Source organism: Neobacillus rhizophilus, from assembly GCF_018343535.1.
In the GTDB taxonomy this organism is placed as follows: Bacteria; Bacillota; Bacilli; order Bacillales; family Cytobacillaceae; genus Neobacillus; species Neobacillus rhizophilus.
This window is the reverse complement of sequence record NZ_JAGYPF010000003.1, coordinates 1-24215: the sequence shown is the minus strand read 5'-3', so window position 1 is coordinate 24215 and position 24215 is coordinate 1. Positions and strand designations below refer to the sequence as shown.

The window sequence follows — 24215 nt, the reverse complement described above, 5'->3', positions numbered from 1 at the left end:
AAATACACCAGGGTCCGCCCCAAAATGTCCTTCATCAAGCCCATGAAGGACAAAACACATTAGGAGCCACCTCAAAATGTCCTTCATCAAGCCCATGAAGGACAAAACACACCAGGGGCCGCCCCAAAATGTCCTTCATCAAGCCCATGAAGGACAAAACACATCAGGAGCCGCCTCAAAATGTCCTTCATCAAGCCCATGAAGGACAAAACACATCAGGGATCGCCTTAAAATGTCCTTCATCAAGCCCATGAAGGACAAAACACATCAGGGTCCGCCCCAAAATGTCCTTCATCAAGCCCATGAAGGACAAAACACATCAGGGATCGCCTTAAAATGTCCTTCACATCAAGCCCATGAAGGACAAAACACTTCAGGAGCTGCCACAAAATGTCCTTCATCAAGCCCATGAAGGACAAAACACTTTAGGAGCTGCCACAAAATGTCCTTCATCAAGCCCATGAAGGACAAAACGCTTTATGAGCTGCCACAAAATGTCCTTCATCAAGCCCATGAAGGACAAAACGCTTTATGAGCTGCCACAAAATGTCCTTCATATAAGCCCATGAAGACCGAACCGCCCAGGGAACGCCATAAAACGTCCTTCATCCAACTAATGAAGGACAAACAGCACCAAGAAAGCTTTCAAAATGTCCTTCATGGTGTTCACAGCACTAAATAATCCCATCATCCCTTCTTACTCTCAATAACAATCGTATCCTGCTCCATCTGCTCCATAATAAATTCCGCCACTTCTCGGGCCGATCGCAAACGCGATGGGTCTTTCACATGGTCGCTGTCAGTCCAAAACGGTGTGTCCATGCCGCCCATATAGACAGCGTTTATTTTTATGCTTCGCCCTTCAAATTCCTTCTGTAGGCTTTCGGTAAACCCGCGCACCGCAAATTTGCTGGCACAATAAACGGCTTCGTTTACCTTCCCGCGCAGGCCGGCAGTGGAGATAATATTCATTATCCGGCCTTCGCGGCGTCCAAGCAAAATAGGCAGAACGGCTTTTGTCATAAGAATGGTTCCCAACACATTGGTATCTAACATCTCCACAATCTGAGCATCATCCATATCACCGAAAGGCCCAAAATGGCCGACCCCGGCATTATTCACCAAGCCGTACACATCATACTTGCCACACAATTCTTTTACCTTTGAAAAAACATCCTCACGATTCCTAATATCCACTACCATAACATCAGCATTCCCGCCGCCATCCGCAAGCTCATTCCTCACAGAAGACAATTTTTCAACAGTCCGGCCGGCCAGCACCACATGATACCCTTTCTGGGAAAAAAGCAGCGCTAATTCTTTTCCTAATCCGGATCCTCCCCCGGTAATAATAATTGTTTTCATATCGTCATATCCTTCCGTAGTTTTGCCTTTATTAATTTTACAAAAATCACTATACTAAAATAAAGAGGAACGGGGAGGAATTATCGATGCAGCAGGAGAAACGGTATAGTGACATGACCGAGCAGGAATTAAGACAGGAAATATCCAAGCTTCAAGAGAAAGCCCGCAAAGCGGAACAAATGGGAATGGTCAGTGAATTTGCCGTGTTGGAAAGAAAGGTGCTTATGGCAAAGGCGTACATAATGGACCCTAGTACCTTTAAGCCAGGTGAAATTTACGAAATTGAGGGTGCACCTGGAGAGTATTTCAAAATCGATTATATGAATGGCGTTTTTGCCTGGGGCTATCGTACGAAGGGGGACGGAACCCAAGAGGCACTGCCGATTTCTTTATTAAAATGGCTGAATTAATATAAAAACAAACCAGAGAACCCAAGGTCTCTGGCTTGTTTTTAATACTTATTGCCAAACTTGAGGCGATTCATCATCACGCTCACCAGATGCTCTCATGCGCTCCTGTGGATGCGTGTTAATGGTGCCGTTAGCTCTTTTAGAGGCATATTCGGCTTTCGCCCGTGGCTCTCCTTCGAACTTATTGTTATTTTGATTTGGAAAGCTGCGCTGTTTATTTCTCATGCTGTACCTCCAATTAAAGGGAATGAGAAAACGTAAAAAGCATAGGACAGCCTAATGCTGACCACGTACTATTATTATTTACTTAATTTTTTTGCTTATGTGATAAGAAATTGCCAATGGGGTGGATAGATGAACGACTACCATGAAAAACTGACCAAAATTTTATTAAACAAAAACGACCATCTTTCTTATAACGAAGCCCGGACATGGGTGGAGCTTTTATGGGATGATTTTGAAACGACATTCGCCAGGGCAGGCCAAGAGTATATGGGCAGCGAAATGACGGAAAGAGTTGTCAAACAGTGGATTGAAAATTATGGAGACAAACTGCATGATTTCACGGCAACCAATCCTAAATATGAAATATATTTAGCTCATGCAAAAAATATATTGCATTAAAAAAAAGCGGGTGATTAAAATATCCCCCGCTTTTTCTATGTTATCCTGGAATAATCCCCAATTTTTTTCGTAGTTTTTTCTCGCTGAAAACCCAGCCGGTGTAAGAGCTGATTGGCTTTAAATCGCAGTCAAGCTGGACAACAGCGACGAACGGATAGTGGCCGTTACTCCGGTAGCGCAGGTCAATGAAGCGCACCTCGTAATAGTTGTCATATTCGTCCACCTCCCAGCGATAAACCGGAGAGAAGGATAGGAACGCTGATATGTTATGATCCTTTTTGGCTGCTTCAATGACAGGTGTTTTTGGTACAGGAATCCGTCTGAAACGGTCAAGAATTTCGACCTTACCGTTAATCGAACTAGCCACAAAAAAAATATTTTCGTTCATGGCCGCAATCCGCCATTGATGGAACCTCATTGTAGGGGCGATGATAATCTCAGTCGCATCAGGGATCAAAGCCCTGACTTCCACAAGAACACGTTTTTTAGCTTGGTACCTTCGTAAATAATAGCCGATTATGATGATATACATCGCTAAAAAGGTAAATCCAGGAGGTGCACCGAGAACCCAAGCGATGATCCCAATAACATGCATGGTAAAAATAAACGGATCAAACGTATTAATGACACCAAGTGCAACCCATTTAGCCGAAAAAGGCCTTAGTGCCTGCGTTCCATAGGCGTTAAAAATATCAACAAAGACATGAATAAAAACTGCAGCAAACGTCCACGCCCAGAGGTGAAGCAGGTTTGCATCGGGGAAAAAGAAATAAATCAGCCCAGTAAGTAGAAGCGGCCATAACAGGACGGCAGGAACAGAGTGGGTAATTCCCCGGTGATTTCGTATATAAATGGCGTTATTTCGTAGCTTTAAGACTGTATCAATGTCCGGAATTTGTGAACCGGCAATCGTTCCAATTAAAACACTGGCAGCAGTGGCATGGCTGGCGGAAACGGCCGGGTCAAGCGTGGCCAGCCCCCCGAGCGCAATGCCCATTACAATATGAGTTCCAGTATCCAAAGGTAAAAAATCCCCCTTCAAATTATCTTGTCAAAACGCCCAATTTGGCATATCGTTAAAAAAGAATTGTTAATATTATATTCCCCTTTTTTAGAGTTGTTTACAAGCAAAAAGGAGTAAGTTTATGATGATTGAGCTAAAAAATATCGAAAAAATCAATATAAATGATTTTCAACATGATTTAATTTCTTGGTTTAAGGCAGAGCAGCGTGACTTGCCTTGGCGGAAGGACCGTGACCCTTATAAGGTATGGGTTTCCGAAATTATGTTGCAGCAGACAAGAGTGGATACCGTTATCCCGTACTTTAACCGTTTTATAGATTGGTTTCCAACAATAGATGACTTGGCAGAAGCCGAGGAGGACAAGGTCCTTAAGGCGTGGGAGGGACTCGGCTATTATTCTCGGGTCCGGAATTTGCAATCCGCCGTTCGAGAAGTTAAAGAAAAATATAATGGCGAAGTGCCGAACACCCCTGAAGTAATTTCTACGCTTAAAGGGGTAGGCCCATATACGGCAGGGGCCATTTTAAGCATTGCCTACGGTATTCCAGAACCTGCAGTAGATGGCAATGTGATGAGGGTGTTTTCGAGGATTTTAAATATATGGGAGGATATCGCGAAGCCATCTTCACGTAAAGTTTTTGAACATGCTGTCCGGGAAATGATTTCGCATGAGGATCCTTCAGCATTTAATCAAGCATTAATGGAGCTTGGGGCGCTAGTTTGTACTCCGACTTCGCCATCCTGTCTGCTTTGTCCAGTCCGCGAACACTGCCAAGCGTTTGAGGAAGGGGTTCAAGCGGAACTGCCAATCAAAACGAAAAAGAATAAAACCCGGGATGTGCAGCTTGCAGCAGTACTGCTTACAGATGAAGAAGGAAGAATTCTTATTCATAAGCGGCCATCAGATGGATTGCTTGCTAATTTATGGGAATTCCCGAACGTCGAAATTCAGCACCCGCTGCACCATGAGCGTGAAAAGATTTCCGAGCTTTTCGAGCAAGAACTGCAAATCCATTTAAAGTTAGAAAAAATCATCGGGCAACTCGAGCATGTTTTTTCTCATCTTGTCTGGAATATCAAAATTTATAACGGAGAATTACAATCTAACATACCGGAAGGAAGCGATTGGAAACTCGTCACTTTAGATGAAATAAAGGACTACGCCTTCCCAGTCCCTTATCAAAAAATGTTCAAAATCTATCTCGAATATTCAAATAGGCCTGACCCCAATGCTGCTAAAGCTTAACACAGTCATGCAGCTCTGGGGCTAGGCCCTTTTTTTTGAGCATAAATCTTTAATCGTATGTGGCCTTGGTGCCGTGTGTGTAATTTGCTTCAGTTCTGTCTAAGCCGCCTCGGCTTTCAATTTCTTCAATAATCTGTCTGTGAATAGATTGCCCCTCACTGTTCAAATAGGGAGTAATCTGCTGCATGGCATGATGAAAAAAGGCAAGTTCGCTATCCTTCCAATCGTTTTTTGCCATCATCGAGAGTTCGGTCATATCTCGTCCTACATACATTTGACTACATCCTTTCAAAAGGGTTTCTTGCCTTAGTTTTGTATATTAATTGTCATCTATTCATGGAAAAGCTAAAATGGAACCAATTGAATAAAAGGTAGGAGACAGAAAGATGACAGAAAAAGTAGCATTAGTAACAGGCAGCAGCCGTGGAATTGGCAGAGCAGCCGCCATCCGCTTAGCAGAAGCAGGATATGATATCGTCATTAATTATGCGCGAAGCAAAAAGGGTGCCTTAGAAACTGCTGAGCAAGTGGAGGCTTTAGGCAGGAAAGCGTTCATCGTCAAAGCCAATGTCGGCGATGTCAGTAAAATAAAAGAAATGTTCAAGCAAATTGACGAGGAATTTGGCCGCTTAGATGTATTCGTAAACAATGCCGCATCAGGTGTCCAGCGTCCAGCGATGGAACTGGAGGAATCACATTGGGATTGGACACTAAACATCAACAGTAAAGCCCTGTTATTTTGCGCCCAGGAAGCGGCAAAACTGATGGAAAGAAACGGTGGCGGAAAAATTGTCAGCATCAGCTCATTAGGATCGATCCGCTATTTGGAAAATTACACAGCCGTTGGGGTATCAAAAGCGGCGCTAGAAGCACTCACTAGATATTTAGCAGTGGAACTTGCTCCGAAAAATATCATCGTGAATGCCGTTTCAGGTGGTGCTGTTGATACGGATGCCCTAAAATCTTTTCCAAATCGCGAAGAACTCCTAGAAGAGGCAAGACAAAAAACGCCTGCCGGAAAAATGGTTGAAGTGGATGATATGGTGAATTGCATTATGTTCCTGCTTTCAAACGACTCAAACATGATTCGCGGCCAGACCATCATCGTCGATGGGGGCATTTCGTTACTTGTTTAAAAATTATTTTTGAAAAATTGACGGATAAACTCCACGAGCCGGGGTAAATTAAACTCGTGGAGGTGATAACAAATGGCTAACTTCAATCAACAACCAAACAAAACTTCTGCTGGAACTAACATCCAGGAAGTAAGACAACAAAACGCTCAGTCTGCTGGTGCAGGTGCTGCTGGCGCAGGTGCTGCTGGCCAATTCGGAACTGAATTTGGTGCTGAAACAAATGCACAAGAAGTAAGACAGCAAAATCAACAATCAGAAGCTCGTAAAAACCAAGGTACATCTGGTCAATATGGCCAAAGCTAATAACAATACTTACATGGAAGGCACTCTTAACCGGTAGAGTGCCTTCTTTTTTTCGGCTAATAAGCAAGTATAAACTTAAGTGCAACTACGCCTCTGTCTTCGCCCTTTAGGGCTCGCCAATCATCGAGTTTTTTTTATGCGGAAATTCGACAAAACCTCCCTTTACTTTACATAAGTAGTCAAAGGAAAAAATATCTGCCACAAAGAATTATTAGTAAGGACAATTATTAAGGCGGTGAGGGAAATGGATCATTTTAATCGATTAGTTTCCGAGCAAATGGCAACAATGGAAAAGTTGCTTTTTCTTCAGGCTGAACTTGAGCGTTGCCAGCAGATCGAAGCGGAATTGCAGGCTTTGCAAAATGAAACTGATTTAGAAAGTATCCAAGCCGATATTCAACAAATGAAAAAGGAATTAAAAGAAATTCAGGCGATGTTTGAAAAACAGACTGAAGAAGTGATCAATTCCTACCGGGAAATGAATTTAACACAAACCATTTAGAGGAAAAAATAATCCGCAAATTTTTACAAAGAGCCATAGAAATATGGTTCTTTTGTTTTAAATTCCGGCTTCAACCGTTATAATAATAGAAAACAGGAATTTACTTTGTTGCCTTTTGTCGTTTAATTTAAATAGCAGGTCAGGTTAGCAAAGGTTCGGAAATGAAGGTAGGGGAGAAAATGGGCGTACCCATCGAAGGTGAACCAGTACAAATACATAGCTATAAACACAATGGGCACATCCATCGCGTCTGGGAAGAAACAACGATTTTAAAAGGGTCGCAGAATTTAGTGATTGGCGCAAATGATCGGACACTTGTCACGGAGTCGGATGGCAGAACGTGGATTACACGGGAACCAGCCATTTGTTATTTTCATTCCCAATATTGGTTTAACGTCATTGGCATGATTCGAGAAGACGGGATTTATTATTATTGCAATATAAGCTCACCCTTCATTTTTGATGGAGAGGCGTTAAAATATATTGATTATGATCTTGATATTAAGGTGTATCCTGACATGACTTTTAATCTTCTTGACGAGGATGAATATGAACGTCACCGCCGGGAAATGAATTATCCAGATGTCATTGACCAAATCCTAAAACGGAATGTAGACAAACTAATCCAATGGATTAGGCAGCGAAGCGGCCCATTCGCACCAGATTTTATTGATATTTGGTATGAGCGTTATTTAACATACAGACGTTAATTGGTGTGTTATGAAACAAACGCCTGTTGATTTTCATCAACAGGTTTTTATTTGGCTAAAAAGAAAGTATAAATTCAACTACGCCTCATGAACCGTCCTATCGGACTCGCAAATCGGCGAGTTTTCATTATTTTCACTTTAGAAAGAAGGGGGGAAACTGGTTTGGAAAGCATCCGCAGATACCTTCAATTTGTCAAACCATACCGCTGGCAAATCATCGCCACGATTTTCATCGGTATTATTAAATTTTCCATTCCGCTCATCATTCCCATTTTAATTCAGTATGTGATCGATGATATCATTGGCAATCATGCCTTATCCACCGATGGAAAAATTCATAAATTAATGCTCATCATGGGCGTCATGCTGCTCGTTTTTGTGATCCTGAGGCCGCCGATTGAGTATTATCGCCAGTATTATGCGCAATGGACATCAAACAAGGTCTTATATGATATCCGCAATAAAATGTATAAGCATATTCAAAAATTAAGCTTCAAATATTATGCCAATACCCGGGCAGGAGAAATCATTTCACGGGTCATCAATGATGTTGAGCAGACAAAAACGTTTGTTGTGACCGGATTGATGAACCTCTGGCTTGATATCGCCACCATTGTTATTGCCATTATTCTCATGTTTTCTATGAATGTGAAGCTAACGCTTGTATCTATTTTGTTGTTCCCGCTGTATGCTTTCTCGATTAAGTACTTTTTCGGGAATCTGCGCAACCTCACCAGAAGACGCTCACAAGCCCTTGCTGAGGTACAAAGCTATCTCCACGAGCGGGTGCAGGGCATGCCGGTAATTAAGAGCTTTGCGATTGAGGAATACGAACAAACCCAGTTTGATAAGCAGAATAAGAACTTTTTAGAAAAAGCACTCCAACACACGAGCTGGAATGCGAAATCATTTTCAGCGGTAAATACGATTACGGATATTGCTCCATTGATTGTGATTGGGTACTCCGCTTATCTCGTGATTCACCATCAGCTTTCCTTAGGGACGATGGTGGCGTTTTTCGCCTACATTGATAAGCTGTACAATCCACTTAGAAGATTGGTGAACTCGTCCACGACAATTACGCAGTCGTTTGCATCGATGGACCGGGTTTTTGAATTTTTGGATGAAAAATATGATGTGGTGGATTCCCCGGATGCGGTGGAATGCGAGCAGGTAACTGGGAATATCAACTTTGAAAATGTTTCCTTCGCTTATAACGAAAACGAAGAGTCGGTATTAAAAAATATAAACCTTCAGGTGAAAAAGGGAGAAACAATCGCGCTTGTCGGGATGAGCGGCGGAGGTAAATCCACACTGGTAAGTCTGATTCCGCGCTTTTACGATGTCACCAAAGGCCGGATTACGCTTGATGGGGTAGATATCCGCCAATTTAGGGTTCAATCGTTACGGGATAAAATCGGTGTCGTGTTCCAAGACAATATTTTATTCAGCGAGTCGGTTAAGGATAATATTTTACTAGGTAAGCCGGGATCTACCGAAGAAGAAGTGTTTGCGGCTGCTATATCGGCCAATGCCCACGAGTTTATCCAGCATCTAGCGGATGGCTATGATACGAAGGTGGGGGAAAGAGGCGTCAAGCTGTCCGGCGGCCAAAAGCAGCGGGTCGCGATCGCCCGTGTCTTTTTGAAAAATCCACCTATCTTAATTCTTGACGAAGCAACTTCAGCACTCGATTTGGAAAGTGAACACTACATTCAAGAGGCACTGGAGGAACTGGCGAAGGACAGAACGACCTTTATCGTCGCCCACCGGCTATCAACGATCACACATGCTGACAGAATTATTCTGATTGAACATGGGCAGATTGTGGAATCAGGTACGCACGATGAGTTAATGGCTAAGCAAGGGAATTATTATAAACTATTTCAAGTCCAGCAGCTGGATAGTAAGGAAGAGCAAGCCAACGTATAAAGTTTGCAAAAACGCAAATAAAAGGGTTGAATTAGCAAATAAAACTCGAAAAATCGCAAATAAAAGTGCTGGATTCACAAAAAAAACCGAAGCGTAATGGCTTCGGTTTTTCTATTGGTTGCTTTCTTCCTCAATGGATACTTCGTTGTGGTGGAACGAATGAAAGCTGGTAATTAACACATCGAGATGCTCCACCTGCTCGCTGTAATCAATAATTGAGGCGACAATTTGCATGGTATGGTAGAGATGCTGATTATCATCATCAGCTGCAAACTCTTTTTGATGGACTAAGAAGAGGTCAAAGAGCAGCTTTTTATCTATGCTGACCTTTTCGACGGGTGAAGCTGTTGAAATAGGTATTTTCTTAATGAACTGTAGCATAATCTGCTCATGCTGGTAAATGAGGCTGTCAAGCTGCTCCCGGATGGCTTCCTTAAATGGTTCTGGCAGCAGCAATAGTTCATTTTCAAAGCGATGAATCCTTTTTAAGGTATCAAGACCTTTTCTGGCGGCTATGGTCATTTGTCGGTAAACAACGAGTTTTCTTGATTTTTCTAAAAGGTTCTTTTTAAAATAGCTTCGCTCTTCTTTATACATCGTATAAAATTGTTCAATGCTTTTAATATTTTCCTTTAGCTTACCAATATCCGTTTTCAGCAATTGGTGGTCGTAATCGTGGCGTATGCTCAAGCGGATCCATCTGATGATTTCCTCGGTTGTGCTGCCAATTTTTAAATAAAGCTTATTTTCATATTTGGGCGGCATAAACACCAGGTTGACGATAAAGGCCGAAAATACCCCAATCATGATCGTGGAGAAGCGGATTGCCGCAAAGGTGATAAAATCACTTCCCGGTGCCTCCATAATAGAAATAAGCGTAACAAGCGATAACCCAATGGTATTTTCCAATTTAAATTTAAGGTTAAGAGTGATGACAGTAATCGCTGCCAGTCCAATGACGATCGTATGATTTCCTAACAGAAGAACAAAGACGACTGCTAGGATGGCGCCAATGATATTCCCTTGAACCTGTTCAATAATTGTTAAAAAAGAGCGGTAAATAGTCGGTTGGATGGCAAAGATTGCGGCAATAGCTGCAAAGACAGGAGAGGGTGAATGCAGCAAATATGCCAAGTATAGAGACAAGACAATCGCAATTCCCGTTTTTAAAATGCGGGCACCTAACTTCATTTGTTAATAGATTCCTTTCAAAGATAAATAATTTATTATAGTTTGCTCGAGAGCTAAACAATTAAGTACTATACAGGGATTAAACTATTTAATCAAGAGAAATTATATGACATTATTTTTAAAAGTTGCTTAATAGACGAAAAGCGGAAGCCCCCGGTTAGCGCACGACAGGACTGTAGCGCTTCGACTGAGATAAAGGAAACACGAAGGCGAAGTACACTAGTCACAGGGCGCTGGAGCTGAACAATTCTCAAAGTCGAAATTACTTTTTTAAATCAAAAAGCATCCGCAATAATATGCGAATGCTTTTTGCAATATTATTATTCTGTAGATACAGATGGGTCAGCCTGCTCTTTGACAGGAGTAATTTGCACGAAGTGCTCCTCTGGGCTTGCTAGCAAGCTTTGAAGCTGTTCGGCTTCTTCCGTTTGGCCGTTCTCGGCTAACAGGGCTGTATATTTGCCTAAGAGCTCATTGATGTCCTGTTTGCCTTTTTCGGTTAAATTGACGACAGATACTTTGGCGCCTTTGGCAACCCTTCTCTGTACAGCTTCCTTGGTTAATCCAAGTTCAGGCTGCTGGCGGACATAAATAACACCGCCGGTCATACCTGCGCAAATCCATGGACCTGGGTCTCCAAGAACAAGACCGCGTCCGTTTGTCATATATTCAAACGCAAATCCTTTGATATTAGCGTTGGAACCGATATTGCCGTTTTCTTTTTCAGGTAGCGCACTTTTAAGCTGGCCGCCGATGATTAAGTCGGCACCGGAGAGACGGATTCCGGCACGGGCATCAGCGTTGCCCTGAGCAACAAGGAGACCCTTTTGGGCACCGTATCCGAAGCCTTTACCAACAGAGCCGTTGACGTAATAGCCGTTTTTGCCTTTTGATTTTAGAACATGAATGTTACCGCCAAAGGAGGTCTTACCAACGCCGTCCTGACCGCCTCCGTTAACGGTGATTTCAATTCCTTCACTGTTGTATGCGCCTAGTCCGTTACCAGGGATGGAGCCTTCTTTGTACTTAAGCTGAACTGGAGGAAGCTGCTTGTAAGAGCCATCCAATCTGCCGCGGACACGGTGGCAGGAAACTCGGCTTCCCAATACCCGCTGTTCAGATGTTACGCTGACGAATTCTCTTGAAGAGTGAAGCTGATCCACACTCGCATCAAGATACTCAGCGCCAGCTGCCACTTGCATTTGCGCTTCGGAAACAGACTTAGAAGCTTCAACTTTAGCAAATTGGCTGATTTCTAATGGCTTTAATAGGTAAGAAAGGTTCAACTGATTTTGGCCTTTCACTTGCTCTAATAGTTCGGAACGACCGACTGCATCTTGCAGATTGCGGATTCCAAGGCTTGCTGCAAGTGCTTTTAATTCAGTACCAAATGCAGTGAATAGATTCATAATTCCTTGTACAGCTAAATCAAATTGACGCGGTACGAAGCGGCGAAGACCGTGGTCTTTTGCCTGTGCTTCCGTTTCAATCTGAGTGGCAATACCAACGTGGCAAGTGTCTAAATGACAGCCGCGGCAGGTCGTACAACCGATCGACAGCATTGCTAATGTACCAAAGCCAACACGGTTGGCACCAAGAAGCATGATTTTCATAACGTCCATTACACTCTTCATGCCGCCGTCAGCCCATAATTCCACCTTGTGGCGCAGGCCGCTTTCAAGTAATGCATTGTGAGCCGCTTTTACGCCAATTTCAACAGGCAGGCCGACGTGCTGCAGGGCGTGGATTCTGGCTGCCCCTGTACCGCCATCAAAACCGCTTAGAGTAATAATATCTGCGCCAGCTTTAGCGATACCGACTGCAATTGTTCCGATGTTTGGAACAACCGGAACCTTAACGGCAATCTTTGCCTGGTCGTTTGCTGTTTTTAGCTCCTGAATCATTTGTGCCAAGTCTTCAATCGAATAAATATCATGGTTATTGGACGGTGAAATTAAGTCAGAACCAAGTGTAGCATTACGTGCTGCCGCAACCTTGGCCGTCACCTTAGAACCGGGCAAGTGTCCGCCTTCACCAGGCTTTGCACCTTGACCGATTTTGATTTCTAATAGATTAGAAGAGTTTAAAAGTTCGGCGTTAACCCCAAATCGTCCGGAAGCAATCTGCTGGCCGCGTGTTCTTGGGTATTTGCCAAGCATATCCTTGATCTCGCCGCCTTCACCGTTCAAGCTCACCATGTTTAAGCGGTCAGCCCCTTCAGCATAAGCTCTGAAGGCAATTTCGTTTTGCGAACCGAAGGACATAGAGGAAATCAAAAACGGCAGATCATGATCACCGACACGAAGATCAACATCGTTAGGCGATACCTGATTTAGGCCTTGCTTTAATTGAACTAAATGGCGGATTGTAACCGGATTTGCTGCTTCCTGCTCGGAGATTTTATCGCGATATGCGCTGTAATCACCAGTGGAGGCCACTTCGCCAATCGCTTTCCAAATCCGTGGGAAGAGGCTGAACGTTTTTCCGACTCTTTCCTTATCATTCTGATAATCTTCTGCTCTTTTTAAAGCATCCTGTTTCATTGCTTCAAAATTATTTTCAATTTCATCGGAGCCGAAGAAGTTCACAATGTTTAATACATTGGCAATCGACTCGTGCAGACCGATACTAGAGAACAGTCGTCCATAGCCGCGCAGTTCATGGATACCAATCGTTGAAATGACTTTTTCTATACCTTTCGTTAATGCACTGTAAAGGTTCGTTAACGGCGTTGTTGATTCATTCTGAACCGTTAAGAACATGTAGTATGGGCTGATTAAATCTGCACCTAAGCCAAAAACAGTAATAATGTCATGAAGCGAACGAATCGCAGCAGAGCGAAGCAATAATGAACAATCTCTTCTTAATTCTGCTTTCACTAAAGCTTGATCAATCGATGATGTGACGAGATGCGGGTCAAGCCAATAAGAATTCTCTTGATGGGCTTTTGCATCGTCAAGGACAAGCAGCGACTTACCGGCCTGAACAGCCTGAACAGCTTGGTTTGCAAGTCTTTCAATGGCCGCATCAACCGTTTCATCCGTTTGGAAGGTAGTTGAAATATAAGCGATCAGCTTTTGCTCTTGGAAATGCTGGACAAGCTGATCAAAAGTCGGCTGTCCTAAGCTTTCTGCACATGCGAAGCCCGCTTTTCCTTCTAAGAGCAGCGGTGTTGTCAATTCAATGACTGATTCCGCTTTTTCGGCAGCTGCAAATAATGTTGGGCGCTTGCCAATAATGACACGGGTAGAGAAATGCTCTGTTTCCCGGTCGCGGTCAATCGCTGGGTTTGTGACAACTGCTACGCTTTCTTTAATATAATCGGCAATGTTGACACGCTCTGGATTTAAGGCTGCAAGCGGTGAGTCGTGGCCAAGTGAACGAATCGGCTCGACGCCTTTTTCGGCCATTTGCTCGATTAATTGAATATGCTCGCGTTCCCAGCCAAATGATTTGTATTGCCCGTTATGAATTTTATCTGGATAATTCATGGTTACGGTTTTGCCAAGTGCCGGCGGCTGCAGACGCAGTCTTGCTCCTTGGAGGTTAACCCGTTTTGAAAAACGGTTATAAACGACATTTTGGTATTGGCTTTGTTCAAAAACTTCAAGCTGGTTTCCGTTCCACTTAAAGCCAACCTTTTCACCAGGTGCTAATGGCTTCGGATCGTTCACGTATTCGCTTGAAGGAATGATTCCTGGTTCAGACGAGAATAGGTAGGAAGTTTCCGTTTCAAGCATCCACAGCGGGCGGAGTCCAAGTGCATCGACACTGAACACGGCCTCATCGCCATATCTGGAAATAATGCCGGCAGGCCCTTGGGCAAAATGTCCCCAAGCTTCACGCATATAAGTATATAAATCTTGTAAATGCTCTGGATAAGCTTTGATTTCATTAATAATCGGCGGGAATAATAAATCCATTACTTCAAATAAGGAGTAGCCATCACGACAGATTAATGTTTCCATCGTTCTGCTTAAATCCTGGGAATCACTTCCGTCTTTTACAAGTGGTACACCAATCATTCTTGCCTCATCACGAAGCTTGGAAATGGTATTGATTTCACCATTGTGACCAAGCACGCTGAAAGGCTGTACCCGGAAAAAGCTGGAGAGAGTGTTTGTAGAATAACGGTTGTGGCCAAGTGTCATGGTGGAAGCCACAAGTGGGTTTGCTAAGTCTTGGTAATAGCGCGGCAGAATGTCACCTGCGCCCATTACTTTGTAAACAACATGGTTTTGGCTGAAAGACGCTACGTGAACAAGTTCATTTTTTTCAAAATCAACCAATGCTTCGAACAGGACCTTGTTTAATTCCTGGCCGTTCTTGTTTGATAGGATGGCAAATTGCCAAAAAATCGGGTTTTCCTGAATGGCAATTGGACCTAATGCTGATGGATTGGTGACCTCAGTTGTTTCAAAGATTAGCTCCAATTCATATTTTACTAGTTTGTCTGCTAATTCTTGCTTAACCTCAGCCCAATTTGCTTTCCTGCTGATAAAAACATGACCTACAGCAAAGCCCTCTTTTTCCGTGAGTGCCGGGTCCAGGTCTGCCAGAAGCAGCTTTTCCTTCCAAAGGTCCCTTGGGATATCTGTATGGATTCCAACGCCATCTCCCTCACCGTTAATAAAGCCTGCGCGGTGGTTCATGGTCACTAGAGCGTCTATACAAGCAAAAATGTTGTTCCTTGTTGGGGTCTGTGCTTTTTCAAGGCAAGCGACTATTCCACAAGCATCGTGTTCATGTTTATGAAAATCTTTAAATTGAGATGGCGTCCATCTTTGTGTCATTTTGTCGGGCTTCTTCAGAATTCCTAAAGGAAGCCGCTTCACCTCCTGATTATTGATAACTTGAAAAATTGCAGGAAAAAAGTTAAGAGGAAAAAGGAAAAATAATAAACATATAGTATCATATGAATTTTCAGAAATCAAATAATTATTCAAGAGTTTGGATATCAATTTGGCATGATTCTAATCGAAAATATAGATGAAAAGCCTTACATGAAAACGCTTACAATTTGTTTTTTAAAATAAAAAGAGAGCATGTATAGCTCCCTTTCTTGCATGAAATATGCATATTTATTCTTGTTTTAGTGAAGAAAATGCATTCCTGACCGCGTGGAGAGTTGCTTCCACATCTTCCTCAGTATGGGCGATTGTGAGGAACCAAGCTTCATATTTGGATGGAGCGAGGTTGATTCCTTGATGCAGCATCAGTTTAAAGAACTTGGCAAACATCTCACCGTCCGTTTTTTCCGCCTGCTCATAATTTTCAATTTTCTCATCAGTGAAATAGACGGTTAAGGCACCCTTTAAGCGGTTGATGGTAATTTGGATATTGTGTTCCTTAGCAGCCTCAAGAATACCTTCTTCCAGCATCGCGCCAAGGCGATCTAAGTATTCATAAAGGCCCTCTTGTTTTAACACTTCTAAGCAGGCGATTCCTGATAGGATCGAGGCAGGGTTGCCGGCCATTGTTCCCGCCTGGTAGGCAGGGCCTAGAGGAGCGACTGTTTCCATGATTTCCTTCCGTCCGCCATAGGCCCCAATTGGCAGTCCGCCGCCAATGATTTTCCCCATTGCGGTAAGGTCAGGCTTGACGTTGAGGAGGTCTTGGGCCCCGCCGTACATGAACCGGAAGGCTGTAATGACTTCATCGTAGATTACTAGCGCACCAGCCGCGTGGGTAAGTTCATTTACCTGTTCTAGGAAACCAGGGTTTGGTTCGACGATTCCGAAGTTGCCGACAATCGGTTCAACGAGAACAGCCGCAATTTGATCGCCCCATTTTTCTAGTGCTTCTTTGTACGGTTCAATATCATTGAATGGGACAGTAATAACTTCTTGGGCGATCGACTTCGGCACCCCTGCTGAATCCGGAGTACCTAAGGTTGACGGCCCAGAACCGGCAGCGACAAGAACAAGGTCAGAATGTCCATGATAGCAGCCGGCAAATTTAATGATTTTGTCACGGCCTGTGTACGCACGTGCAACACGGATTGTCGTCATGACCGCTTCTGTTCCGGAGTTAACAAAGCGGACCTTGTCTAATGCCGGAATGGCTTCCTTCAGCATTTTTGCGAATTTTACTTCATGCGGCGTCGGGGTTCCGTATAGGACGCCGGTTTCTGCTGCGCGCTTGATGGCTTCGGTTATATGCGGGTGGGCATGACCGGTAATGATTGGTCCGTAGGCAGCAAGGTAATCGATGTACTGGTTGCCGTCAACATCCCAAAAATAAGCGCCATGAGCGCGTTCCATCACAATCGGTGCGCCGCCGCCGACTGCCTTATAGGAACGGGATGGGCTGTTAACCCCGCCGACAATATGTTCGAGAGCTTCATTATGTATTCGTTCTGAATTGGTAAAATGCACTTGGGTTTCCTCCTTTTTTATTAACATTCCTATTCTAGCATGTTTTTGGTGATTTACTATTTTGACATTTTGGGGTGGAGGAGGGGATGAAGGACATTATGGGGGAGAGATGAGTGGATTTTGGTCTTCATAGGGGAGATGAAGGACATTATGAGGCGGTGATGAGTTGGTTTTGGTCTTCGTAGAGGAGATGAAGGACATTATGGGGGAGAGATGAGTGGATTTTGGTCTTCATAGGGGAGATGAAGGACATTATGGGGGAGAGATGAGTGGATTTTGGTCTTCATAGGGGAGATGAAGGACATTATGGGGCGGAAGGAGGAAAGTTTTGTCCTTCATGAGGCAGATGATGGACATTATGAGATGGAGGTGAGGTAGTTTTGTCCAATAGAACGCCTCTAAAGGACATTTTGCCTCAGCGGCAAGCCGGAATCGTCCAATAGAACAACTTCTAAAGGACATTTCACCCAACGCCCAGCCGAAATTGTCCAATAAGAACGCCTGCCAAAGACATTTCCCCCCGTCAAATAAAAAACTGTCTAATAATACCCAACTTGAACTCCATTTATTAAAACAACAAGCCACTCCCAGCCTTAATCCTCCTCCAAAATATTAAATGCACAAAAGTTGTACCTCCGCTCCCAATTGGCTAAACTAAAACATTAGGGTAAGCCACATGCCACATCAGGAGGTGCCGTATAAATGAAGAACGCCATAGAAGTAAACAACTTACGAAAAGAATTCAAAGCTTATTCCAGCCGTTCCGGTTTAGCGGGCGCATTTCGCGACCTTTTTACACGAAATTATAAAATAGCACGCGCCGTCAACGATATCAGTTTTAACGTCAAGCAAGGGGAAATGGTCGGCTATATCGGCGAAAACGGGGCCGGTAAATCAACAACCATCAAAATGTTAACAGGTATTTTAACCCCATCCGGGGGGCAAATCAAAGTGAACGGCATGAATCCCCATAAGGAGCGGGAAAAATTTGTCCAAACCATTGGTGTTGTGTTTGGCCAGCGTTCCCAACTATGGTGGGACATCGCCGTCCAGGAATCATTCCGGCTCCTAAAAAAGGTATATAAGGTAACGGATGAACAATATGACGACCATATGAACCATGTCATCAAAACACTCGATATCGAGCCGCTTCTTGACAAACCAGTAAGAAAGCTATCGCTCGGTCAAAGAATGCGCTGCGAGCTGGCCGCCGCACTCATCCACAATCCACCGCTTCTTTTTCTGGATGAACCGACAATCGGCCTCGATGTCCTAGTAAAATTAAAAATCCGTGAATTTTTAAAAGAAGTCAATGAAAAATACAATACAACCATTCTCTTAACAACGCACGATCTCTCTGACATCGAGGCATTATGCGAACGCGTCATTATGCTTGATGAAGGAAATATCATCTATGATGGGGCTTTGAAAAATTTAAAAGACACATTAGGGGATGGCAAAGAGCTGCAATTCCAGTTCCTTGAAAAAGTCGATCTACCAGCCGTGAAAAAACTCACAGCCGCCCTCCCTGTCAAATGGGAGCACGATGAAAAGGAGCAAATCTTTACCGCCAACATGCAAAACAACGACGAACTTATCTCACAGCTGATTGCCAAAATTGTCGCCGCTTTTAAAATAAAGGACATTAAAATAAACGAAACATCCACGGAAGAAATCATCCGCAATATTTATGAAAAGGGTGCGGTGGAAGTTGGATAAATATTTAGAAATGATTCGCATCCGTTTTTTAATGATGCTCGCCTACCGAACAAATTATTATACGGGCATCCTCATCTACGGCATTAACATCGGCGCCTATTATTTTCTGTGGACAGCGATCTACAGTGGTAAGGAGGAAATCCAGGGTCTATCCATTACACAAATGACAACCTATGTGGCGATTTCCTGGATGGCACGGGCCTTTTATTTCAACAACCTGGACCGGGAAATGGCGATGGAAATCATGGAAGGGAAGGTGGCCGTTGAGCTGATCCGTCCCTACAACTACCTCGGCATGAAAACCATGCAGGGACTGGGGGAAGGGATTTTCCGGTTATTTTTCTTCTCGCTACCGGGACTAATTATTGTCTATTTCGTATTTCCAATCCAAATCACATTAAAGCCAAGCGTATGGGGATTATTCGCCATCTCCATCCTATTAAGCTTTTTCATCAACACCCAGTTAAATCTATTAACCGGAATTACGACTTTCTTCTTATATAATAATACAGGCCTTATCCGCGCAAAGCGGGTCGTCATTGACCTGTTTTCCGGGCTGCTCTTGCCGATGAGCTTTTTCCCGGGCTGGGCGCAGGGAATTATGAAATTCCTGCCGTTTCAAGGAATCAGCTATATACCAAGCATGATCTATACAGAGGGATTCACGCACCAGCAGGCCATTCAAGCCATTGGCCAGCAATTTATTTGGGTTATCATCCTCCTCATTCCCATCCAAATTCTTTGGGTTATTGCGAAAAAACAGCTGGTCATACAAGGAGGGTAAATGGTGTTTTACGTAACAATGTTTTTTCAATACATGTCACAATATATAAAAACAAGATTGCAATATCGGTCTGACCTCATTGTTGAGTTTTTCTCAGACCTGATGTCCCAGGCCATCAATCTCGTCTTTATCCTGGTCGTATTTGGCCACACCCAGCTGCTTGGAGGCTGGAGCCGTGATGAAATTATTTTTATATATGGATTTTTCTTAGTTCCTTACGCGGTCTTTTCAGCCTTCTTTAATATCTGGGATTTCAACGAGCGTTATATTGTAAGGGGAGAGCTTGACCGCATTCTAACTAGGCCGATTCATAGTCTTTTTCAGATCATTCTGGAGCGGCTGGAACTGGAAGCTTTATTAGGGGCGGTCACCGGCTTGGCGGTTATGTTTTATGCAGGAACCCGGTTAAACCTGCAGCTGGATTGGTTTGACCCGATTCTATTTATCATTTTCGTCATCGGCGGCGCGCTTGTTTACGGCGGCATCTTTGTGATGCTGGCCTGTGTCAGCTTTTGGGCGGATGCGAAAACCTCGCTCATGCCGATGATGTACAATATCAGCAACTACGGCCGCTATCCGGTCAATATCTATAATACGGTGATCCGGTTCGTTCTCACTTGGATTTTGCCGTTTGCTTTCGTCGGCGTCTATCCCGCGGCCTTTTTTCTTGAAAAAAAAGAATGGTATATCTATTCGTTTTTAACACCTGTAATCGGCATCATCTTTTTTGCCCTCTCTGTATTCCTCTGGAATCAGGGTGTCAAAAAATACCGCGGTGCAGGCAATTAATAATTAATTAAAACCGCGCTACATTCGGCACGGTTTTTTGATATTTTATTGGCCAAGTCCACATACAATGAACTAACCTGTACAAATATTAGAGGTGGTCTTGTGATTTATTTCTTGCTGCCGATCGTGATTTTTTGCATCTTCATGAGTATTCGCACTTTATTTATACCCAATACGATCAAGGGCAAATTGGTGTCCTTTGACAATTTCTTTTATTTAGGAACATGCTATTTAACTGTCATCTTCGGATTTGGGCTGATTTATTTAATTTTTGAATTGGCGGGAATGAAAGTCTTGGCGGAAATAACCGACAGCCAAAACCGGAACATTTTTGAATCAAGCTTTTATTTTAGCGCAATGATGCTGTTCTCGGTCGGTAATGGAGATGTGATACCTCAAGGACTCGGAAGGCTGGTTGCGGTCATTGAAGCATTAATTGGCTATACGCTACCGGCAGCCTTCGTAGCGAAGGTCATGTTTGATCGGGAAAAATAAATCCCGAGGTGCACGAAAGTTGTATTGTTCCATCATATTGGTTAGGCTATAAATAGGAATATTTTTCAAAGTGGAGTGAATAAAATGATAGTAGAAATTGGTAAACAAGCACCAGACTTTACACTAGAAGCACAAAATGGCGAGAAGGTTACTTTGTCAGAGTTAAAAGGAAAATATGTTGTGCTTTATTTTTATCCAAAGGATATGACGCCTGGATGCACGACGGAAGCGTGTGATTTCCGTGATCAACATGAGCAGTTTGCCGACTTGAATGCCGTTATTTTAGGCGTCAGCCCAGATCCGGTAGACCGCCATCAAAAATTCGTTGAGAAATACGGTCTGCCGTTCCTGCTCCTTGCCGATACAGATCATCAAGTGGCGGAGGATTACGGTGTTTGGAAGCTAAAGAAAAACTTTGGGAAAGAGTACATGGGCATTGAACGGTCGACTTTTATCATTGATAAAGAGGGTAATATTGCGAAGGAATGGAGAAAAGTTCAGGTGAAAGGGCATGTCGAAGAAGCCTTAACCTATATCAGGGAAAACCAATAATAGACTGCCTATTTTCACGAGAAAAGGCTTTTGTCCAATGCAAAAGTACTTCATGTGAATATCATTTTATTAGGGCATACCTCCTCAGATAAAACTTTTTGGGTCCATCCGGACCCCTTTTTTATGCCTTCTTTCTTTTCTAATAAATGACCCAGGTGATATGATGAAGTAAGGATTTAATAAACATGTGGAGCTGAAATTTACCAATAGGGGGTATTGAAAAATGAAAATCTATACAAAAACAGGAGATAAAGGAACAACTTCTCTAATTTACGGGCAAAGGGTGGCAAAGAACGACCTTCGCGTCGAGGCCTACGGAACCTGTGATGAAACGAATTCCATGATTGGACTGGCATTAAGTTATTTAACTAAGGAAAATTTTCAAGGGAAAGAAATAATTGAAAAAGTATTTCATAAAATACAAACAAACCTATTTCATGTCGGTGCCGAGCTCGCGACTCCGAAAGGGAAGGAAGTAAAGTGGTCATTAGCTTTAGTGGATATCGAAGAACTGGAAAAACAAATTGACGTATGGGACTCAAGCCTGCCGGCGTTGACGAATTTCATTTTACCTGGGGGACATCCTGCAGGTGCAGCCTTTCATGTGGCCCGGACCATTGCAAGAAGGGCGGAAAGATGTGCCGTCGGTTTAGGGGAGGATGTCAATCCGTTTGTGCTAGCGTATTTAAACCGTCTTTCCGACTTGTTGTTTGTCACGGCGAGATTTGTCAACCACCAGTTAGGAGCTTCTGAACAAACATTACATAGCTGATGAACTTCGGTGTTTGCAGTATTACAATATTGACAAAAGTACAAATTACCTAGTAAACTAATTATAACAATTACAATGTAATAATATCTTTTAGAAAAGAGGTGCATGGCGATGAATCAATTAAAAGAAGCGTTGGATACCTTAAAGGATACTGGGGTGCGTATTACTCCGCAACGTCATGCGATACTTGAATATTTAATAAGCTCGATGTCACATCCTACTGCAGATGAAATCTATAAAGCGTTAGAGGGCAAATTCCCGAATATGAGTGTGGCGACGGTTTACAATAATTTACGAGTATTTCGTGAAGTAGGCCTTGTAAAGGAATTGACCTATGGAGATGCATCCAGCCGCTTTGATTTTGTTACCTCGCATCACTATCATGTGATCTGTGAGGAATGCGGGAAAATTGTTGATTTCCACTATCCTGGCTTGGATGAAGTGGAGCATTTGGCAACACATGTCACTGGTTTTAAAGTGGCGAATCACCGCATGGAAATTTACGGCACTTGTCCTGATTGCTCTGCAAAAGAAGTTCATTAATGTAAAGCCGATTCTAATTGGAGTCGGCTATTTGTTTATAAAAAAGGGGATGACCGATTGCTGGTCATCCCTTTATTTCATTTTATTTTTATTATAAGTTTCGTCAAATTCCTTGCCTTCAAGGGCTTTATCCATAGTCAAAGGTTCGCGGCAGTGCATGCACATATCTACCCTGCCAAGCATTTTAGTCGGTTTGCCGCAGCTGGGACATATGACAGAAATGGTTTTGGTTGATAGCATGCCAATCCAGAAATAAACAACCGTGCTGGCGATAATAAAAAGCAGACCAAAAATCATAAAGATGGTCATAATAAGTGGTGAAGTGCGAAAATAAATACCACCATACATAACGATAAAACCTACAAAGATTAACGACAATGCGAACGTTCTAATTTTATTTATTTTACTCGAGTATTTTGCCATGATTCTCCCTCCTAGACAAACTATACCACAATTCTCTATCGAGAAAAAAGGATACACAGAAGAATGTCGAATTTTGTCTTAAATTTTAGAAGGATATTTCTTATTCCTGTCGAACATATATTGCTAGCTAGAAAAATGGAGGTATTGAGAATGGAAGACATTCTTCGGCCCATTTATCAAGAAAGGGCAAGCCAATTAAATACGCTGGGGATTTTATTGGTAGAAAAGAAACAACGGTCAAGTCAAACAACCGATTCGTTTGATGCGATTCTTTTAATGATTGTGAAAGAAGCAGATCAGCATGTATATACAAAACATTATTCGTATGATGACAAAAAAGCTGCCATGCATATTATCACCGAGTTACAGCTGCAAGAATGGATCTTATTAGGCAGCAACCGAAAGATTTTTGAATGGCTTCATCATTCCAAAATTTTATTTGACCGTAATGAGTATGTAGCCAATCTAAAAAAGGAACTAGAAGAATTTCCGTTTCATGGCCGAAAAATAAAAATGGGATTGGAGTTTGCGAAGTTAATCCGCCGCTATGTGGATGGGAAAGCGCTGTTTGAAAATAAACAGTATTTAGATGCCTATAATTATGTCGTTCACTCCCTGCATCATTTGGCGAGATTAGCGATTATTGAAAATGGCCTTCATCCTGAACTGACCGTTTGGCAGCAAGTGAAACAAATTGAACCGGAAATTTATAAATTATATGTTGAGTTAGTTGTAAGTGAGGAAACATTGGAACAAAGGCTCGAGCTTTTATTCCTTGCCAGTGAATTCTTGATTCATTCGAGAACTAACATCGGTTCCTCACACTTAATAGACGTTTTAAGTAAAAAAGAACATTGGATGTTTAGCGAAATCATGAGTGAACCGGAATTGATGCCGTATTCCGTTGATATGTCAGTCCTGCTTGAATACTTAATTGAAAAACATTTATTAGAAATCGTTAATGTTGAGACAAAGGGACAGGGTGTTTTTCATCGCTGTTACCGCGTTAGCCAAAAACTATCGTAAAAAAACAAAAAAAGCTATTGACCTTTTCGTGAATACTTGATATATTAATAACCGTCGCTGCGAAACATTTTCAAAAAGTTTTACGCAGTGGACGGTTTTAAAAAAGGTGTTGACACAAATAAACACCATGTGTTATATTGATAAAGTCGCTTTTGAGCGACGCGCAAGATGGTTCTTTGAAAACTAAACAAACAAAAACGTCAACAAACAATAATATTCGTTTCATTTGAAACGAAGCCAACGTAACATTTTTGAGCTAATCAACTCAACTTTATTGGAGAGTTTGATCCTG

24 protein-coding genes are annotated in these 24215 nt (G+C 42.8%); 16 read left to right on the top strand and 8 right to left on the bottom strand.

What is annotated here, in order from left to right; translation table 11 throughout:
- Window positions 1-687 precede the first annotated feature (687 nt).
- The gene (locus KHA99_RS13605; RefSeq protein WP_213118034.1) at window positions 688-1365 is read right to left on the bottom strand and encodes an SDR family NAD(P)-dependent oxidoreductase; all 678 of its coding nucleotides are present in this window, start codon (window positions 1363-1365) and stop codon (window positions 688-690) included.
- An 86-nt stretch (window positions 1366-1451) separates the two neighbouring features.
- Here KHA99_RS13605 and KHA99_RS13600 point away from each other — a divergent pair, with 86 nt between their 5' ends.
- Window positions 1452-1775, top strand: a complete 324-nt coding sequence (locus KHA99_RS13600; protein WP_213118033.1) for a YfhH family protein — start codon at window positions 1452-1454, stop codon at window positions 1773-1775.
- Between the two features lie 48 nt (window positions 1776-1823).
- Here the strand turns inward: KHA99_RS13600 and KHA99_RS13595 are convergent, their stop codons facing one another.
- Entirely contained in the window at window positions 1824-2000 is a 177-nt protein-coding gene (locus KHA99_RS13595; RefSeq protein ID WP_213118032.1) for a small, acid-soluble spore protein K, read from the bottom strand.
- Between the two features lie 129 nt (window positions 2001-2129).
- Here KHA99_RS13595 and KHA99_RS13590 point away from each other — a divergent pair, with 129 nt between their 5' ends.
- Window positions 2130-2399, top strand: coding sequence for a YfhJ family protein (locus KHA99_RS13590; RefSeq protein WP_213118031.1), 270 nt, complete (start codon window positions 2130-2132; stop codon window positions 2397-2399).
- 40 nt (window positions 2400-2439) lie between these two features.
- Here KHA99_RS13590 and KHA99_RS13585 read toward each other — a convergent pair whose 3' ends face one another.
- Window positions 2440-3420, bottom strand: coding sequence for a metal-dependent hydrolase (locus KHA99_RS13585; RefSeq protein ID WP_213118030.1), 981 nt, complete (start codon window positions 3418-3420; stop codon window positions 2440-2442).
- Between the two features lie 124 nt (window positions 3421-3544).
- On the opposite strand from KHA99_RS13585, the gene mutY reads away from it, so the two are divergent.
- Window positions 3545-4669 carry an A/G-specific adenine glycosylase gene (mutY, locus tag KHA99_RS13580; RefSeq protein ID WP_213118029.1) on the top strand — a complete coding sequence of 375 codons (1125 nt, stop codon included), beginning with the start codon at window positions 3545-3547 and terminating at the stop codon, window positions 4667-4669.
- Between the two features lie 49 nt (window positions 4670-4718).
- On the opposite strand, the gene yfhS is transcribed toward mutY, so the two are convergent.
- Window positions 4719-4943, bottom strand: coding sequence for a mother cell protein YfhS (gene yfhS, locus KHA99_RS13575; protein WP_213118028.1), 225 nt, complete (start codon window positions 4941-4943; stop codon window positions 4719-4721).
- 112 nt (window positions 4944-5055) lie between these two features.
- Between yfhS and fabL the strand changes: the two genes are divergently transcribed.
- The 5 genes from fabL (at window position 5056) to KHA99_RS13550 (ending at window position 9252) form a co-directional block, all read left to right on the top strand.
- Window positions 5056-5805 (top strand): enoyl-[acyl-carrier-protein] reductase FabL, encoded by a 750-nt coding sequence (gene fabL, locus KHA99_RS13570; protein ID WP_213118027.1) that lies wholly within the window; start codon window positions 5056-5058, stop codon window positions 5803-5805.
- Window positions 5806-5877: 72 nt separating this feature from the next.
- Window positions 5878-6108: a gamma-type small acid-soluble spore protein gene (locus tag KHA99_RS13565; RefSeq protein ID WP_213118026.1), complete on the top strand. Its 231-nt coding sequence runs from the start codon at window positions 5878-5880 to the stop codon at window positions 6106-6108.
- A gap of 244 nt (window positions 6109-6352) precedes the next feature.
- Complete coding sequence (locus KHA99_RS13560) at window positions 6353-6610, top strand: YgaB family protein (protein ID WP_213118025.1); 258 nt, start codon at window positions 6353-6355, stop codon at window positions 6608-6610.
- 179 nt (window positions 6611-6789) lie between these two features.
- The gene (gene ntdP, locus KHA99_RS13555) at window positions 6790-7320 is read left to right on the top strand and encodes a nucleoside tri-diphosphate phosphatase (RefSeq protein ID WP_213118024.1); all 531 of its coding nucleotides are present in this window, start codon (window positions 6790-6792) and stop codon (window positions 7318-7320) included.
- A 162-nt stretch (window positions 7321-7482) separates the two neighbouring features.
- Window positions 7483-9252, top strand: a complete 1770-nt coding sequence (locus tag KHA99_RS13550; RefSeq protein ID WP_249366679.1) for an ABC transporter ATP-binding protein — start codon at window positions 7483-7485, stop codon at window positions 9250-9252.
- Between the two features lie 111 nt (window positions 9253-9363).
- Here KHA99_RS13550 and KHA99_RS13545 read toward each other — a convergent pair whose 3' ends face one another.
- From KHA99_RS13545 to KHA99_RS13535, 3 genes are all read right to left on the bottom strand, one after another.
- Window positions 9364-10443 (bottom strand): FUSC family protein, encoded by a 1080-nt coding sequence (locus KHA99_RS13545; RefSeq protein WP_213118022.1) that lies wholly within the window; start codon window positions 10441-10443, stop codon window positions 9364-9366.
- 320 nt (window positions 10444-10763) lie between these two features.
- Window positions 10764-15236 carry a glutamate synthase-related protein gene (locus KHA99_RS13540; RefSeq protein ID WP_213118021.1) on the bottom strand — a complete coding sequence of 1491 codons (4473 nt, stop codon included), beginning with the start codon at window positions 15234-15236 and terminating at the stop codon, window positions 10764-10766.
- A 288-nt stretch (window positions 15237-15524) separates the two neighbouring features.
- Entirely contained in the window at window positions 15525-16820 is a 1296-nt protein-coding gene (locus tag KHA99_RS13535) for a glutamate-1-semialdehyde 2,1-aminomutase (RefSeq protein ID WP_213118020.1), read from the bottom strand.
- A 702-nt stretch (window positions 16821-17522) separates the two neighbouring features.
- Here KHA99_RS13535 and KHA99_RS13530 point away from each other — a divergent pair.
- The 7 genes from KHA99_RS13530 (at window position 17523) to perR (ending at window position 22474) form a co-directional block, all read left to right on the top strand.
- The gene (locus tag KHA99_RS13530; RefSeq protein WP_213118019.1) at window positions 17523-18539 is read left to right on the top strand and encodes an ABC transporter ATP-binding protein; all 1017 of its coding nucleotides are present in this window, start codon (window positions 17523-17525) and stop codon (window positions 18537-18539) included.
- Window positions 18532-19323 (top strand): ABC transporter permease, encoded by a 792-nt coding sequence (locus KHA99_RS13525; RefSeq protein WP_213118018.1) that lies wholly within the window; start codon window positions 18532-18534, stop codon window positions 19321-19323. The genes KHA99_RS13530 and KHA99_RS13525 overlap by 8 nt, the downstream gene beginning before the upstream one ends.
- A 3-nt stretch (window positions 19324-19326) precedes the next feature.
- Window positions 19327-20112, top strand: a complete 786-nt coding sequence (locus tag KHA99_RS13520; RefSeq protein WP_213118017.1) for an ABC transporter permease — start codon at window positions 19327-19329, stop codon at window positions 20110-20112.
- A gap of 102 nt (window positions 20113-20214) precedes the next feature.
- Window positions 20215-20607 (top strand): ion channel, encoded by a 393-nt coding sequence (locus KHA99_RS13515; protein WP_284037353.1) that lies wholly within the window; start codon window positions 20215-20217, stop codon window positions 20605-20607.
- An 84-nt stretch (window positions 20608-20691) separates the two neighbouring features.
- Window positions 20692-21159 (top strand): thioredoxin-dependent thiol peroxidase, encoded by a 468-nt coding sequence (gene bcp / locus KHA99_RS13510; protein WP_213118016.1) that lies wholly within the window; start codon window positions 20692-20694, stop codon window positions 21157-21159.
- A 223-nt stretch (window positions 21160-21382) separates the two neighbouring features.
- The gene (locus KHA99_RS13505) at window positions 21383-21931 is read left to right on the top strand and encodes a cob(I)yrinic acid a,c-diamide adenosyltransferase (protein ID WP_213118015.1); all 549 of its coding nucleotides are present in this window, start codon (window positions 21383-21385) and stop codon (window positions 21929-21931) included.
- A gap of 105 nt (window positions 21932-22036) precedes the next feature.
- On the top strand, window positions 22037-22474 hold the full coding sequence (gene perR, locus KHA99_RS13500; protein ID WP_213118014.1) for a Fur family transcriptional regulator: 438 nt from the start codon (window positions 22037-22039) through the stop codon (window positions 22472-22474).
- Window positions 22475-22546: 72 nt separating this feature from the next.
- On the opposite strand, the gene KHA99_RS13495 is transcribed toward perR, so the two are convergent.
- Entirely contained in the window at window positions 22547-22900 is a 354-nt protein-coding gene (locus KHA99_RS13495) for a YgzB family protein (protein ID WP_307852092.1), read from the bottom strand.
- Window positions 22901-23047: 147 nt separating this feature from the next.
- Here KHA99_RS13495 and KHA99_RS13490 point away from each other — a divergent pair, with 147 nt between their 5' ends.
- A complete protein-coding gene (locus tag KHA99_RS13490) occupies window positions 23048-23923 on the top strand; it encodes a nucleotidyltransferase-like protein (RefSeq protein ID WP_213118012.1) in 876 nt (291 codons plus the stop codon).
- Window positions 23924-24215: the final 292 nt, after the last annotated feature.

Excerpts from the sequence above, each read along its gene's own strand:
- KHA99_RS13530 (WP_213118019.1), top strand. The coding sequence starts at position 17,523 with ATGAAGAACGCCATAGAAGTAAACAACTTACGAAAAGAATTCAAAGCT.
- mutY (WP_213118029.1), top strand. The coding sequence starts at position 3,545 with ATGATGATTGAGCTAAAAAATATCGAAAAAATCAATATAAATGATTTT.
- KHA99_RS13560 (WP_213118025.1), top strand. The coding sequence starts at position 6,353 with ATGGATCATTTTAATCGATTAGTTTCCGAGCAAATGGCAACAATGGAA.
- bcp (WP_213118016.1), top strand. The coding sequence starts at position 20,692 with ATGATAGTAGAAATTGGTAAACAAGCACCAGACTTTACACTAGAAGCA.
- KHA99_RS13545 (WP_213118022.1), bottom strand. The coding sequence starts at position 10,443 with ATGAAGTTAGGTGCCCGCATTTTAAAAACGGGAATTGCGATTGTCTTG.
- perR (WP_213118014.1), top strand. The coding sequence starts at position 22,037 with ATGGCGATGAATCAATTAAAAGAAGCGTTGGATACCTTAAAGGATACT.
- fabL (WP_213118027.1), top strand. The coding sequence starts at position 5,056 with ATGACAGAAAAAGTAGCATTAGTAACAGGCAGCAGCCGTGGAATTGGC.
- KHA99_RS13590 (WP_213118031.1), top strand. The coding sequence starts at position 2,130 with ATGAACGACTACCATGAAAAACTGACCAAAATTTTATTAAACAAAAAC.
- KHA99_RS13595 (WP_213118032.1), bottom strand. The coding sequence starts at position 2,000 with ATGAGAAATAAACAGCGCAGCTTTCCAAATCAAAATAACAATAAGTTC.
- KHA99_RS13540 (WP_213118021.1), bottom strand. The coding sequence starts at position 15,236 with ATGACACAAAGATGGACGCCATCTCAATTTAAAGATTTTCATAAACAT.
- KHA99_RS13505 (WP_213118015.1), top strand. The coding sequence starts at position 21,383 with ATGAAAATCTATACAAAAACAGGAGATAAAGGAACAACTTCTCTAATT.
- yfhS (WP_213118028.1), bottom strand. The coding sequence starts at position 4,943 with ATGTATGTAGGACGAGATATGACCGAACTCTCGATGATGGCAAAAAAC.
- KHA99_RS13565 (WP_213118026.1), top strand. The coding sequence starts at position 5,878 with ATGGCTAACTTCAATCAACAACCAAACAAAACTTCTGCTGGAACTAAC.
- KHA99_RS13490 (WP_213118012.1), top strand. The coding sequence starts at position 23,048 with ATGGAAGACATTCTTCGGCCCATTTATCAAGAAAGGGCAAGCCAATTA.
- KHA99_RS13600 (WP_213118033.1), top strand. The coding sequence starts at position 1,452 with ATGCAGCAGGAGAAACGGTATAGTGACATGACCGAGCAGGAATTAAGA.
- ntdP (WP_213118024.1), top strand. The coding sequence starts at position 6,790 with ATGGGCGTACCCATCGAAGGTGAACCAGTACAAATACATAGCTATAAA.
- KHA99_RS13605 (WP_213118034.1), bottom strand. The coding sequence starts at position 1,365 with ATGAAAACAATTATTATTACCGGGGGAGGATCCGGATTAGGAAAAGAA.